The sequence below is a fragment of the Candidatus Omnitrophota bacterium genome (assembly GCA_028715415.1).
Taxonomy (GTDB): Bacteria; Omnitrophota; Gorgyraeia; order Gygaellales; family Profunditerraquicolaceae; genus JAQURX01.
The window spans coordinates 13,443-26,808 of the sequence record JAQURX010000010.1 but is presented as its reverse complement, the minus strand read 5'-3'; the positions used below and the strand labels follow the sequence as shown (position 1 = coordinate 26,808).

The window sequence follows — 13,366 nt, the reverse complement described above, 5'->3', positions numbered from 1 at the left end:
ATGCCGAGCGGGCACGGTTGCCCCGCTAAATAGAATGTAGGCAGAGCGAGGCACCGCAGGGGAGCGAAATTTTGCCTCGCAGGGGCAAAATAAGCGTCCCCGAGAAAACAAAAGACAAGACAGACGCGAAACCGTAATAAGATGAGTATGACTCTTAAACAAAAAATAGCTGGTTTGCCGGATGCGCCGGGGGTATATCTTATGAAAGATAGCTCCGGAAAGATTATTTATATCGGTAAAGCCAATTCATTAAGAAAAAGAGTAAGCAATTATTTGGGGCGAGACCTTTCTTCAAAGACAGTAGCCCTCATGTCAAATGTCGCAGACATCGAATATAGGCTGACACCAACGGAAAGCTTGGCTTTATTGCTTGAGGCAAGCCTCGTGCATCAGTTTAAACCTAAATACAATGTTTTGCTGCGCGATGATAAAAGTTTCCCCATGGTTAAGATTACAAATGAAGAATTCCCCGCAATTTATATCACAAGAAAAAAAGAGAATGACGGTGCAATTTACCTAGGGCCTTATACGGGTGCTGCATTATTAAAAGCAGCGTTAGAAATTCTAAGAAAATGTTTTCCTTATCGAACCTGCAGAAAATTACCGAAGAGAGCTTGTATTTATTACAGGATCGGTTTGTCTCCTGCGCCTTGCATCGGAAAAATTAGCAAAAGTGATTATGCCAAGACCGTTAATAATATCCGTTTGATCCTCGAAGGCCGGGCAGAGGAATTGGTTAAGAAGCTCTCAAGGCAGATGAATATTTGTTCTAAAGAGCATAAATATGAAGAGGCAGCCCAATTGCGCGACCAGATAAACGCATTAAGTTCGTTAGGATCAATTCAGGCAGGAAATTCCCGCCAGTTTGAATTGGATGATTTAAAAAACCTGCTGAAATTAGAAACAGCTCCTGAGAGAATAGAGGCTTTTGATATTTCAAATATTTCAGGTAAAGAGGCATGTGGGTCGATGGTTAGTTTTTATAAAGGCACTCCCGATAAAAGCAATTACCGAAGGTTTCGCATTAAGACGGTAAAAGGGGTTGACGATTACGGAATGATTAAAGAGATTGTATATAGGCGTTATTCACGCCTCATTCAGGAGAAATTACCTCTTCCGGATTTAATCCTTATAGATGGAGGCAAGGCACATCTTGCCGTAGCCGATTCTCAGTTAAGTAATTTGAGGTTAAATATACCTCTAATGAGTATTGCTAAAGACAGGGAAAATATATATACTAGATACAAGGTTTTTCCTATTAAATTAAAGTCAGATACGCCTGCGTTAAATTTAATAAGACGTGTAAGAGATGAAGCGCACAGGTTTGCTGTTGCCTATCATCACGTGTTAAGAAGAAAGAAAGTAATTGGCAAATAAATGACTGAATTTCAAAGAAAAGTTTTCAAAGCGGTTTTAAATATTCCTGTCGGAGAAGTGCGCACCTACAAGCAAGTTGCAACAAAAGCCGGCAGGCCAAAGGCAAGCCGCGCAGTTGGGCAAATTTTAAATAAAAATCAATTCCCCGTAATTATCCCTTGCCATCGGGTAGTTGCTTCTTCCGGAAAGATTGGCGGGTATCGCTGGGGAGTTAAGAATAAAAAGAAGATTTTGGATTTAGAAAGGAAAATCGTAGAGTGTCTGCAGAGCAAAGAATAAGGGCAGTTTTATTTTATGTAAGCGTTTTTATTTTTGTAGCGGGCTTGCCGCTTATATTATCTTTTGCCTTAGGGTATAAATTCAATACCAAGACTTTAAAATTTACCAAAACCGGGTTAATCGTAATAAAGACTCAACCATCAGGGGCGAGTATTTATTTTGATAATAGATTATTAAATGAAAAAACACCTGCAACAATTCAAGAATTATTGCCGGGTAATTACAATGTCAGGCTTAGCCTCGAAAAATATTATGATTGGTTTGGCGAAATAAACGTAGATGCCGGAAAGGTTTCCCGTCTTGAAAAGATAATATTCTTTCCCTTGCGTTCAAACATAAAGCAGCTTAATAAAGACAGTATTTCTTCGTTCTGGTTGGATAAAGAGAAGGAGAAGATTTATTATTCTTCGGATACGGATAATTTAATTTACATCTCTGACCTTGACGGCGGGCATTTTACCGAAATAGGTATTTTGCCGGATACTGTAAAAAATCCCAAGAAATGGAAAATCTCCCCGGACAGGGAGAAAGTATTATGTTTTGATTACCGCCAGGTGGCTGTTTCTCTTCTTGCGGTGCGTAATAAAGATTATTATACCGATCCTGAAATTATAATCGAAAATGAAAACCAAAGGATTATCGATTTATTCTGGCATTCGGATAGCTACCATTTTATCCTGGTAACAGATAAGAATATCGAAGTCCTTGAGGCAAAGGCAGCGGCCGCTCCTGTTACTTTAATCACTCTTAACAAAAGGAATGTTTCCAGCTTTTATGATGAACGCAATGATGTCCTTTACTTCATAGATTCCCAGAAAGCGGAAGACGACAGGCTTTACGATAATGTCTATAAATTGGATTTAAACCCGAAATCTTCACCGTTTATTAACTTAATCAAACCGAAGGAAAAGTAATGGAAGTTGATAGGACAAAAAGAATATTGGAAATTATCCCCGGAGCTTTATCGTGGAGTATTATTGTGTTTTTTCTTTTCCTGGCTGTTTTTAAGCCGGTTGCCTGTGCTATATCTATTATTGTATTTGATTTCTATTGGATCATCCGCACATCTTATCTTACCACTCTCTTGCTTATGGCTTACCGTAAGCTAAGAGTGGAAAAAGACAAGAATTGGCTCAAGCCTTGCCAGCAATTGACCAAGGACAAAAAATGGGAGAAAATGTACCATTTGGTAATTTTTCCTATTTACAAAGAGACCCCGGAAATATTACGTACCTCCCTGGAAGCATTAAAGAATTCCAATTATCCCTTGGATAAAATGATTGTGGTTTTGGCTTTTGAAGAACGCAACAAAGATTCAAAGGTTAACGCTGATATCTTAGAACACGAATTCAAAAAACACTTTTTTGCTTTGATTTCTACAAGCCATCCCGATGGTATCCCTGGAGAAACCCGTACAAAAGGGGCAAACGCTACATGGGCGGCGAAACATGCCAAAATGTTTTTAAACACAAAAGGCATTAAAGATGAATTTGTCATAGTTTCCTGTTTTGACGCGGATACCTGTGTTGAAAAAGAATACTTTGGTTGCTTAACATATCATTTTCTTACTAATCCGCTCCCCCATCAGGCAAGTTATCAGCCGATGCCGGTTTACAACAATAATATTTGGCAAGCGCCTTCTTTCGCGCGTTTAGTTGAAATCAGCTCTTCATTCTCTCAGCTTATTGAAAGTATGCGCCTTGAGAAATTTGTAACTTTTTCCAGCCATAGCATGAGTTTTAAGACTTTGGTCGATATCGATTACTGGCCGGTCGATATGATAAGCGATGATTCTGTAATCTATTGGAAGGCATTTCTTTTTTATAAGGGAAATTACCATGTCGTCCCGCTTTATTTGACTGTTTCCATGGATGTGGCTTATTCCAATAGTTTCTTTAAGACGATTATGATTCAATATAAGCAGAAAAGAAGATGGGCGTGGGGAGTTGAGAATTTCCCATTTGTTGTTATGGGTTTTATTAAAGATAGGGAAATGCCTTTAATGAAAAAGATAAGAAGGTCGTTTCACCTTTTAGAAGGCCATGTTACCTGGGCAATCTGGGCAATTGTTCTTATACTTATAGCGCCTTTACCTCTTTTATTGGGAGGAAAATTCTTTAGCCAGATGGCAATCGGTTATAATCTTCCAAAGATAACCGGGCTTCTTTTGAACTTTACTCTTGCAACCAGCCTTGCCTGGATAGTATTAAGTAGGACTACGCTTCCGCCAAGGCCAAAAGAAATAAGCTGGACTAAGAATATCATAATGGTTATAGAATGGGCGCTGGTGCCGATTATTATTATAATTTTAGGCTCAACTCCTGCTTTAGATGCTCAGACGAGGCTTATGATGGCAAAATACATGCAATTTAATGTTACGGAAAAAATAAGGAAAGTGGTATAATGTCCCTTTGGAGGAAAAAATGAAAATAAAAGAATTACTAAAAATAATGGTAGAGCGCAATGGTTCTGATATCTTCTTTCGCGCAGGAGGAAGCCCCCGCATCAGAGTTGATGCAAGGGTTGAGATAATTGAGAATACTATTCTTAGCGTTGACGATGTAATGAGGGCCGTAGAAGAGTTGACTACCCCTGAACAGAGAGAAAGATTCAAGAGAAAGCTGGATATTGATTTTGCAATCTACTTGCCGGAATTTGACCGCAGGTTCCGTGTTGATATATTTATGCAGAGAAACTGGCCTTCAATCGTTGTAAGAAACATAAATAATTCAATAAAATCATTTGAAGAATTAAACCTTCCGTTTGAAGTTTTAAGAAAATTGTCTATGGAGTCCCGTGGTTTGGTTCTTTTAACGGGAAGCATGGGAAGCGGCAAATCTACGACGATTGCAAGTATGATTGAATACATTAACGTCAATGCTTTTAAACATGTTTTAACTGTTGAAGAGCCGATAGAATTTACTTTTAAAGACAAGAAATCAATAATTAACCAGAGAGAGATTAGCCTTGATGTTGAGTCATATGCGGTAGCCCTTCGCGCTTTTACTTTGCAAAGCCCCGATGTTATGTACATCAGTAATATCAGAGATTATGAAACTATGTTTGCTGGGATGAATGCCGCAGAAACTGGGGTATTGGTCTTAAGCACTTTGCACACCGTGAATGCTTCTCAAAGCGTAGAAAGAATTATTAATTTTTTCCAGCCTCACCAGCATCAGGAAATGAGAAATCAACTTGCTCAATTGTTAAAGGGTGTAATTTCGTTAAGGCTTGTCCCTGCTAAAGATGGGATAGGGCGTATTCCAGCTTACGAAGTTATGCTTTTGACCCCGACGATAAGCCGCTTGATCAGGGAAGGAAAAGTCTGGGAGATTCCCCAGTATATTGAGGAAGGCGCTGTTTACGGGATGCAGTCATTCAATCAGTCGCTAATTAAATTGGTAAGGGAAGGGAAAATCAGCGAAGAAGATGCGATGAAGACCGCGGATAATAAGGATGAGTTTGTCCTAGCTCTAAAAGGAATTAGAAAGACTTAAAACTTTGGAGGCATAATGTTAGAAGAGATAAAATCAAAAATTAAATCGATAGATACCCATTTGCAGAGTTTAAGAGGTTATCTTTGACATTGAAAATAAAAAGAAACAGATTGAAGAATTATCAAACCGGATGGTGCAGCCCGGTTTCTGGGATAATCAGGATTCAGCAAACAAGGTAGTAAAACAACTTAAAGTTTTAAAGTTTAGCGTTGAACCATGGGAGATAGCCTCAAAGAAATTCCATGAGTTACAAGAGCTTACCGGAATCCTTAACTCTGAAGACCAGGAATTAATCTCCGATATAAATAATAATATAGAGATTCTTTCAAAAGAGCTTGATAAAATGGAATTTAATGTTCTTTTGGGGGAAGAATTTGATATAAGTAATGCAATTTTAAGTATCAATGCCGGAGCGGGCGGCACAGAAGCATGTGACTGGGTAAATATGCTTAGCCGGATGTACAGCCGTTTTGCCGAAAGGCACGGCTATAGTGTCAGGACAATAGATATCCTTCATGGCGAAGAAGCCGGTATTAAAAATATTACATTTTTAATTGAAGGAGAATACGCCTATGGTTATCTTAAGGCCGAGCGCGGCGTGCATAGGCTTGTGCGGATTTCTCCGTTTGACGCAAATAAGAGAAGGCACACTTCTTTTGCTTCAGTAGATGTTATCCCCGAAGTAGAGGAAGGGATAGATATAAAATTGGTAGAAACTGATTTACGTATTGATGTGTATCGGTCAAAGGGTGCCGGCGGACAGAGCGTTAATACTACGGATTCAGCCGTTAGAATTACACATATTCCAACTGGTATTGTTGCGCAATGCCAGAATGAGCGCTCCCAGCATCAAAATAAACAAACTGCCTTAAAAATTTTAAAAGCACGCATTTATGAGCAGGAGAGGCAGAAGAAAGAAGAAGAGTTGCAAAAGCAGTATGGCGCTCTTAAGAAAAGAATAGAATGGGGCAGCCAGATTCGTTCTTACGTATTGCATCCTTATACTATGGTAAAAGACCATCGTACGGATTTTGAGACAGGGGATGGCAACAAAGTGTTAGACGGCGGCATAGATGAATTTATTGAAGCGTATTTAAAAATGCAAAAAACTTTAAGGTAAAAAAATGCTAAGATTAATCAGAAATACTATTCTTAAACAAAAACAAGCTGTAATAACCAAAAGGTATCCTTCGGTAAAGATAGTGCTTCATCCGGATATGCCGAGCCCTTCAATGGATAAGATGGTTGAGGTTGCAAAAATTGTGGATCAGGTTAATTCCTGGGAGCAGAAAATAAGTATTCTTTCCGATGAGGAATTAAAAGCTACGACTTTAGAATTTAAGAATTTCATTGAACAAAAATCAAAAGAAATTGAGCAGCGTATAATAGAGTTGCAAGAATCCGTACTTTCCGCCGCAATTCCCGAAGATAAAGAGAAGTCAAAAGAAAAATTAAGGAATGAAAGGAATAAAGTCTTTGAGGAGATTTTGCCTAAGGCTTTCGCGGTTGTCCGGGAAGCTTCAAAACGCACTATCGGGCTTAGGCATTTTGATTCACAGGTTGCAGGTGGAGTTATATTACATGAGGGGCGTATTGCAGAAATGTCTACCGGAGAAGGTAAGACTCTTGTAGCCACGCTTCCTGCTTACTTAAACGCTTTGCTTGGCAAGGGTGTTCATATAGTTACAGTTAATGATTATCTTGCGCGGCGCGACCGGGAGTGGATGGGCCCAATTTATGAATTCTTCGGTTTAAGCGTTGGCGTTATTCAGCATGATATGTCTGATGAGGAAAGAAAGCTTGCTTATAATTGCGATATAACCTACGGGACAAATAATGAATTCGGTTTTGATTATCTGCGCGATAACATGAAGTATGATTTAAATGATTTGGTGCAGAGGCCTTTTTATTTTGCAATTGTTGATGAAGTTGATTCTATTTTGATTGATGAGGCAAGGACTCCTTTAATCATTTCAGGCCCTGCCGAAGAGGCTACTGATAAATATTCCACCGCAAAAAGGATTGCCGACCAGCTAAAAGGCAGAAGGGTTACCGAAAAGGATGAGATTAACGCTAAGTATAAAGGCGAGGATTTAGATAAGGGTTATGATTATAAGGCTGATGAAAAAGCCCAGACTGTTGCTTTGACAGAAGAAGGAGAAATCAAGGCTTCAAAGCTTTGGGGTATTGAGAGTTTGCATAACATTGAAACAATAGAATTCAGGCACCACACTATCCAGGCGCTAAGGGCAAAAGAATTTTTTGAGCGTGATGTTGATTACGTTGTAAAAGAAGGGCAGGTGGTTATTGTTGATGAGTTTACCGGCCGCCTCATGCCCGGACGGCGCTGGTCAGATGGTTTGCATCAAGCGGTTGAATCAAAAGAAGGGATTAAGATTGAACGCGAAAACCAGACCCTCGCAACGATTACTTTTCAGAATTATTTTAGAATGTATGAAAAATTAGCGGGTATGACCGGGACTGCTTTTACCGAATCAACCGAATTTGAAAATATATATCATCTGGACGTTGTAGTAATACCTACCAATAAAAAACTAATCCGCGCTAATTACCCGGATAGGGTTTATAAAACCGAAAAAGAGAAATTTGAAGCTGTAGTTGAAGAAATTGTTGAACTTTATAATGTCGGTAAGCCTGTTCTTGTTGGGACGATTTCAATAGAAAAATCAGAGATGCTTTCAGAGATGCTTAAGCGCCGTGGTATCGCGCATCAGGTTTTAAATGCGAAATATCACGAAATGGAAGCCCATATCGTAGCACAGGCCGGGCGATATAAGCAGGTTACAATTGCTACAAACATGGCTGGCCGCGGAACCGATATTCTTTTAGGCGGAAATCCGGAATTTATGGCTAAGAATTTATTAAAGCAGAAATTAAGCCCCAATGAGCCTAATTATCAGGAAGAATATAAACTTCTCTTGGAAAAATACAAAAAAGAAACTGAAGCTGAGCATAAAAAAGTAGTGGAAGTTGGTGGGCTGCATGTTTTAGGGACTGAACGCCATGAGGCGCGGCGCATTGATAATCAGCTGCGTGGAAGAAGCGGCCGACAGGGAGACCCGGGTTCATCAAGATTTTATGTTTCTCTGGGTGATGAACTTATGCGTTTATTCGGCTCTGACAGGATTGCCGGGCTTATGGATAAACTTGGGCTTGAGAATGGCCAGGTTATCGAACATTCATGGGTTACCGGTTCAATTGAAATTGCCCAAAGGCGCGTTGAACAGCATAATTTTGAAATAAGAAAACAGCTGTTGGAATATGATAACGTAATGAATAAGCAAAGAGAGATTATCTACCGCAGGCGTAAAGATATTTTAGCTGGAGCGTCTTTAAAAGATGAGATATTAGATATACTTAATGGAGTTGTTGAAGCTCTTTTTAATTCTCATTTAAGCCATTCGGGAGAGCTAAACATTGTTGGATTAACGGATGATTTACGTTTAAGGTTTGGCGTTGAATTTGATGTGAAGAAATTGGAAACCAAGGGCAATGAAGAAATTAAAGATGAATTGTACCAAAGCCTGGAAACCCTCTATCAAGAAAAAGAAAAATCAATCGGCACTGATTTGATGCGCCATCTTGAACGCATGGTATTCTTGCAAATAATTGACAGCAGATGGAAGGATCATTTGTATGCAATGGATTATTTGAGAGAGGGTATTGGGTTACGTGCTTATGGCCAGCGTGATCCATTGGTTGAATATAAACGCGAAGCATACGAAATGTTCAGCCTGATGATTTCCGGTATTGAAGAAGAATCGGTAGAATTAATATTTAAGCTTCAGCCTCCCAGACAAGAAAGGATGAGAGGAGTATTTAGTTCTGTGTCGCAGGAATTATCCCACCCCGAGGTGCAAAAGTTTGATTCTTCGCAAAGAGCCCAGCAGCAAGGGCAAGTTGAAAGCACTAATGAGGCTCCTCCTGCAAGAAAACCAGTTCAATCAAATCAACCTAAAGTTGGGCGTAATGATCCATGCCCGTGCGGATCTGGAAAAAAATATAAGAAATGCTGCGGCGCGTAAGAAGTTCCAAGTTTCAAGTTTCAGGTTTCAAGATAAAAGACGTATTCTTATGTCTTTTGTCGGCTGTATTGTTAATTCTTTCTTTTCCCCGCACTAACTGGTATTTTCTAGCCTGGTTTGCTTTTGTCCCTGTATTTTTTTCTCTAAAAGATAAGACCAACAAACAAGCCTTTCTTTTATTTCTTCTAACCGGGATAATTTTCTGGTCGGGAATAATCTATTGGTTGGTACATGTAACTTTATTGGGAACAATTGTCCTTGTCCTATATCTATCCTTGTATTTTGCTTTTTTTGGCCTGCTTATCCGGCCTTTCACAAGAAAATCAAAACCATACGGCTTAATACTTATCTCTTCAATCTGGGTTTTGCTTGAATACATCCGCAGTTATGCTTTAACGGGTTTTCCCTGGGCCCTTCTCGGATATTCGCAGTATCTAAATCTCCCCGTTATCCAGATTGCCGATATTTTTGGAGTTTGGGGAGTTTCATTTTTAGTAATGATGGTTAACGTGGGATTAGTAGAAATAATCTGGTCCATAAAAACTGCCTTCTGGGCAAGATTAAAAATAACAGCAGTTATATTAGGGTTATTTTTAGTTTCAACTTTATTGTATGGATTTTTTCATTTATTTATTCATGTTAGAATAAATACTCTTGAGCCGATAAAGATTTCTGTTGTACAACCAAATATTCCCCAGGAGTTAAAGTGGGATGTTTCTGCCCAAGGGTATATTTTTGAAACATATAGTAAATTAACTTCAGAGGCTGCTAAAGAAAAACCAGATTTAATTATCTGGCCAGAAGCTTCCTGTCCGGGAGTTTTAGGAGAGGATGAAGATGTGCTTAAAGAGACTCTCTTGATTAGTCAAAATAATAAAGTACCTTTAGTAGTAGGGGCTGTAAGAAAAGATGGTGAAGACTATTTTAATTCTGCCGCCTATATTGTTGACGGGAAAGTAATAGGGTTTTACGATAAACTGCACCGTGTTCCTTTTGGTGAGTATATCCCCTTAAAAGACGTATTCCCGTTTTTAGAAACCGTTGCTCCTATCGGGGAGATTAAGCAGGGAAAAGAGTTTATTTTATTCAGGCTTCTTAAGAATAAGCCGACAGATTTCGGAGTTTTGATTTGTTTTGAAGATTTGTTTCCCGAGCTCTCAAGAGAGTTTGTTAAAAAGGGCGCAAGCTTTTTAATTAATATTACAAATGATGCCTGGTATAAAGAGACCTCTGCCCCTTACCAGCATTTACAAGCCTCCGTTTTTAGAGCCGTTGAAAACCGTGTGGCTTTAGTGCGTTCAACCAATACCGGGGTGTCGGCTTTTATTGATCCTTATGGAAGAATAGTTTCCACTGTACATAACAAAAATGGTCAGGACATATTTATTAGCGGTGTAGATACACGAATTACTGATTCTCTCGTTAAATCTTTGCGTTTGTATGTCCGCTTTGGAGATTTTTTCCCCGCTGTTTGCCTATTTCTTGCACTATGTGGTATAATAATTTTAAAGAAACCATGAAAAAAATATTACTTATATTAGTTATTATTTTGCCAATTTATCTTTTAGCAACCGTTTATTTTCTGGGCAGCAGTAATTTTGTTTGTCCTATTAAATATGAGAATGGCATTGTTATCCGTTGTGACAACCACGGAGAAGGACATTTTGCCGCAAACCGCAGCGGAAATAGGTTGCATAACGGGATTGATCTTTTGGCAGAAGTAGGTACTCCTATTTTCTCCAGCCGTTGGGGGAGAGTTGTTTCTGCGAAGCAAAATCGCGGAATGGGTAAATATGTTGTAATCCGTCACCGAGGGAATATTACTACAATATATGGCCACCTTTCAGAAATACTTGTTTTTAAAGGGCAGTTTATTCGGCAAGGGCAAGTTATAGGAAAGGTTGGGAAAACAGGGAATGCCAATTATAGAGACATCCTCCCGCATCTGCATTTTGAGGTAAGAAAAGACGGTATCCCTCAGGACCCGCTGCAATTTCTTCAGTAAATAAAAGTATGTTTAATATTTTTTTATTGGGGATAACGAGTTTACTCACGGACATCTCAACCGAGATGGTTTATCCTATTTTGCCAGTGTTTTTGGTTACAACTCTCGGTGCAAGCCCGGCAATACTTGGTTTTATTGAAGGTTTAGCGGAGAGTTTGGCAAGCCTGCTTAAGGTATTCTCAGGTTATTTCTCCGATAAGATAAAACTAAGAAAACCCTTTACCATATTTGGTTATTCTTGTTCAACAATAGGGAAAATATTTTTATTTTTATCAACAAGCTGGGGAGGGGTTTTAGCTGCTCGGTTAATAGATAGATTTGGAAAAGGGGTGCGTACTGCTCCCCGGGATGCGCTTATCGCGGATAGTTCAATTGCGACAAAACGCGGGCAAGCCTTTGGCCTTCACCGGGCAATGGATACTTTTGGAGCTATTATCGGTGTTACTTTGACATATTACCTGGTAACAAGATTCAAAGGAAACCTAAGAAGCATATTTTTGTTTTCTTTGATTCCCGCTTTCTTTGGAATTTTCTTTTTGTTCTTTGTAAGAGAAAAAAAATCTGTGGTAGTTACCGGACAGAAGAAACTTGAATTTAAATGGAATGCTTTGGATAAAAAGCTGAAATTATTTCTGATACTTTCATTTGTTTTTACTTTGGGGAACTCTTCAAACCAGTTTTTACTACTACGGGCGAAGAATATGGGCAGCACAATTACACACGTCATCCTTCTTTATCTTGCTTATAATATTGTTTATGGTTTAGTTGCGTATCCTGCTTCGCGATTGTCGGATAAGATTGGGAGAAAAAAAATATTGGTCGCAGGATATTTTTTGTACGGCATTGTTTATTTTGGTTTTGCTATGAATAATTCGATTCATACGCTCTGGTCTTTATTTGCGGTATACGGTTTGTATATCGGTTTTACTGAAGGAGTAGAGAAAGCATTGCTTACTGACATTGCGCCTGCTAATCTGCGTGCTACAGTGATTGGCTTGCATGCTACTTTAGTTGGGGTTGCCTTGCTGCCTGCGTCAATATTTGCAGGTATCCTTTGGAAATATCTTGGGGCCCAGGCTCCATTTTATTTCGGCGGGGTGATGGGAGTAATCTCTAGTATTGGATTTTGGTTTGTGCTAAAAGGGCTTTAAATTAGCCTTTGAGGGGTTCCATATGCACAACTACATCGGTAATTTCCGGGATTTCCTTCTTAATAGCGCCTTCAATTTCAAAACTTATCCTATGTGATTCAGACATCTGCATAGAAGGGTTTACCTGTGCATGTAAATCTACGTGAATATCATCCGCTCTTCCACGTGAACGTATTTTATGGCAAGCTTTAACTCCGTCTATCTTTAAAACAATATCCTCAATCTTTTTTACATCCAGAATTGCAGCTGTATCGCAAAGAACGCGGGAGCTCTCTTTAACAATTTCAAATCCTGAAAAAGCAATAAATAAGGCAATTAGGATTGTGATAATCGGGTCAAGGATGGGATAGCCTATTTTAATTGCAATTAATGCTATGATTACCGAGCAAGAAGTGAAGATATCAGCTTTGGTGTGTAAGGCATCCGAAATAAGTATATCGCTGCGTAACTCTTTGCCTTTATTTTTTTCATAACACATAACCCAGATATTAACTATCATGGTAAGAACCATGACGGAGAAACTCAATGCATCTATTCTTGGAAGCCCCGGATGGCTAATTCGGCCAATACCTTCTTTTATCAGGTTGAATGAAAGCAGGAATAAAAGCATGGAAATACCCAAAGAAAAGAAAGTTTCATATTTTTTATGTCCGTAGGGATGGTCTTTATCTTGCGGCTGGCAGGCGAATTGAATACCGATAATCCCGATGATATTAGAAGCTCCGTCTGATAATGAATGGAAGCCGTCTGCAGTCATGCTAACGCAGGAAGTAAGATAGCCGTAGATAATCTTAGCAAAAGCGACAGCCCAGTTAAGAATCAAAACAAAAACAAGGACTCGCCTGATTGATGCGTAATGAAGGTTAATTTGAGGGTTCATGTTAGTAATTATATAGTATTTAAATGATATTTCAAATGATTTTAATGATTAAATATGCTTAGTGGGTGACGCCGAGACGGGGCACCCCGCCTAAGCGCAGTGGGGGAGCACGGCGGGGTGGCTCGGCGGCA

11 protein-coding genes are annotated in these 13,366 nt (G+C 39.2%); 10 read left to right on the top strand and 1 reads right to left on the bottom strand.

The window, feature by feature from the left end:
• The first annotated feature begins 147 nt into the window (after window positions 1–147).
• The 10 genes from PHO70_05500 to PHO70_05455 all read left to right on the top strand — a co-directional run bounded on the left by PHO70_05500 (window position 148) and on the right by PHO70_05455 (window position 12,355).
• On the top strand, window positions 148–1,377 hold the full coding sequence (locus PHO70_05500) for an excinuclease ABC subunit UvrC (GenBank protein MDD5432425.1): 1,230 nt from the start codon (window positions 148–150) through the stop codon (window positions 1,375–1,377).
• Window positions 1,378–1,656, top strand: a complete 279-nt coding sequence (locus PHO70_05495) for an MGMT family protein (GenBank protein MDD5432424.1) — start codon at window positions 1,378–1,380, stop codon at window positions 1,654–1,656.
• Window positions 1,635–2,570 carry a PEGA domain-containing protein gene (locus tag PHO70_05490; protein ID MDD5432423.1) on the top strand — a complete coding sequence of 312 codons (936 nt, stop codon included), beginning with the start codon at window positions 1,635–1,637 and terminating at the stop codon, window positions 2,568–2,570. The genes PHO70_05495 and PHO70_05490 overlap by 22 nt, the downstream gene beginning before the upstream one ends.
• Window positions 2,570–4,060 carry a glycosyltransferase family 2 protein gene (locus PHO70_05485; protein ID MDD5432422.1) on the top strand — a complete coding sequence of 497 codons (1,491 nt, stop codon included), beginning with the start codon at window positions 2,570–2,572 and terminating at the stop codon, window positions 4,058–4,060. Before PHO70_05490 ends, PHO70_05485 begins: the two co-directional genes overlap by 1 nt.
• Before the next feature lie 19 nt (window positions 4,061–4,079).
• Window positions 4,080–5,153 (top strand): PilT/PilU family type 4a pilus ATPase, encoded by a 1,074-nt coding sequence (locus tag PHO70_05480; protein ID MDD5432421.1) that lies wholly within the window; start codon window positions 4,080–4,082, stop codon window positions 5,151–5,153.
• A 15-nt stretch (window positions 5,154–5,168) separates the two neighbouring features.
• A protein-coding gene (prfB, locus tag PHO70_05475; GenBank protein MDD5432420.1) for a peptide chain release factor 2 occupies window positions 5,169–6,273 on the top strand; the annotation gives its coding sequence in 2 pieces (ribosomal slippage) (window positions 5,169–5,234 and window positions 5,236–6,273; 1,104 coding nt in all).
• A 97-nt stretch (window positions 6,274–6,370) separates the two neighbouring features.
• A complete protein-coding gene (gene secA / locus PHO70_05470; GenBank protein ID MDD5432419.1) occupies window positions 6,371–9,199 on the top strand; it encodes a preprotein translocase subunit SecA in 2,829 nt (942 codons plus the stop codon).
• Window positions 9,184–10,719, top strand: a complete 1,536-nt coding sequence (gene lnt, locus PHO70_05465) for an apolipoprotein N-acyltransferase (protein MDD5432418.1) — start codon at window positions 9,184–9,186, stop codon at window positions 10,717–10,719. Before secA ends, lnt begins: the two co-directional genes overlap by 16 nt.
• On the top strand, window positions 10,716–11,204 hold the full coding sequence (locus tag PHO70_05460) for a M23 family metallopeptidase (GenBank protein MDD5432417.1): 489 nt from the start codon (window positions 10,716–10,718) through the stop codon (window positions 11,202–11,204). Before lnt ends, PHO70_05460 begins: the two co-directional genes overlap by 4 nt.
• An 8-nt stretch (window positions 11,205–11,212) precedes the next feature.
• Entirely contained in the window at window positions 11,213–12,355 is a 1,143-nt protein-coding gene (locus PHO70_05455) for an MFS transporter (GenBank protein ID MDD5432416.1), read from the top strand.
• Between the two features lies 1 nt (window position 12,356).
• Here PHO70_05455 and PHO70_05450 read toward each other — a convergent pair whose 3' ends face one another.
• Window positions 12,357–13,235 (bottom strand): cation diffusion facilitator family transporter, encoded by an 879-nt coding sequence (locus PHO70_05450; GenBank protein MDD5432415.1) that lies wholly within the window; start codon window positions 13,233–13,235, stop codon window positions 12,357–12,359.
• Window positions 13,236–13,366 lie beyond the last annotated feature (131 nt).

Coding starts and splice junctions, on each gene's coding strand:
- PHO70_05500 (MDD5432425.1), top strand. CDS start 148: ATGACTCTTAAACAAAAAATAGCTGGTTTGCCGGATGCGCCGGGGGTA.
- PHO70_05495 (MDD5432424.1), top strand. CDS start 1,378: ATGACTGAATTTCAAAGAAAAGTTTTCAAAGCGGTTTTAAATATTCCT.
- PHO70_05485 (MDD5432422.1), top strand. CDS start 2,570: ATGGAAGTTGATAGGACAAAAAGAATATTGGAAATTATCCCCGGAGCT.
- PHO70_05480 (MDD5432421.1), top strand. CDS start 4,080: ATGAAAATAAAAGAATTACTAAAAATAATGGTAGAGCGCAATGGTTCT.
- secA (MDD5432419.1), top strand. CDS start 6,371: ATGCCGAGCCCTTCAATGGATAAGATGGTTGAGGTTGCAAAAATTGTG.
- lnt (MDD5432418.1), top strand. CDS start 9,184: ATGCTGCGGCGCGTAAGAAGTTCCAAGTTTCAAGTTTCAGGTTTCAAG.
- PHO70_05460 (MDD5432417.1), top strand. CDS start 10,716: ATGAAAAAAATATTACTTATATTAGTTATTATTTTGCCAATTTATCTT.
- PHO70_05455 (MDD5432416.1), top strand. CDS start 11,213: ATGTTTAATATTTTTTTATTGGGGATAACGAGTTTACTCACGGACATC.
- PHO70_05450 (MDD5432415.1), bottom strand. CDS start 13,235: ATGAACCCTCAAATTAACCTTCATTACGCATCAATCAGGCGAGTCCTT.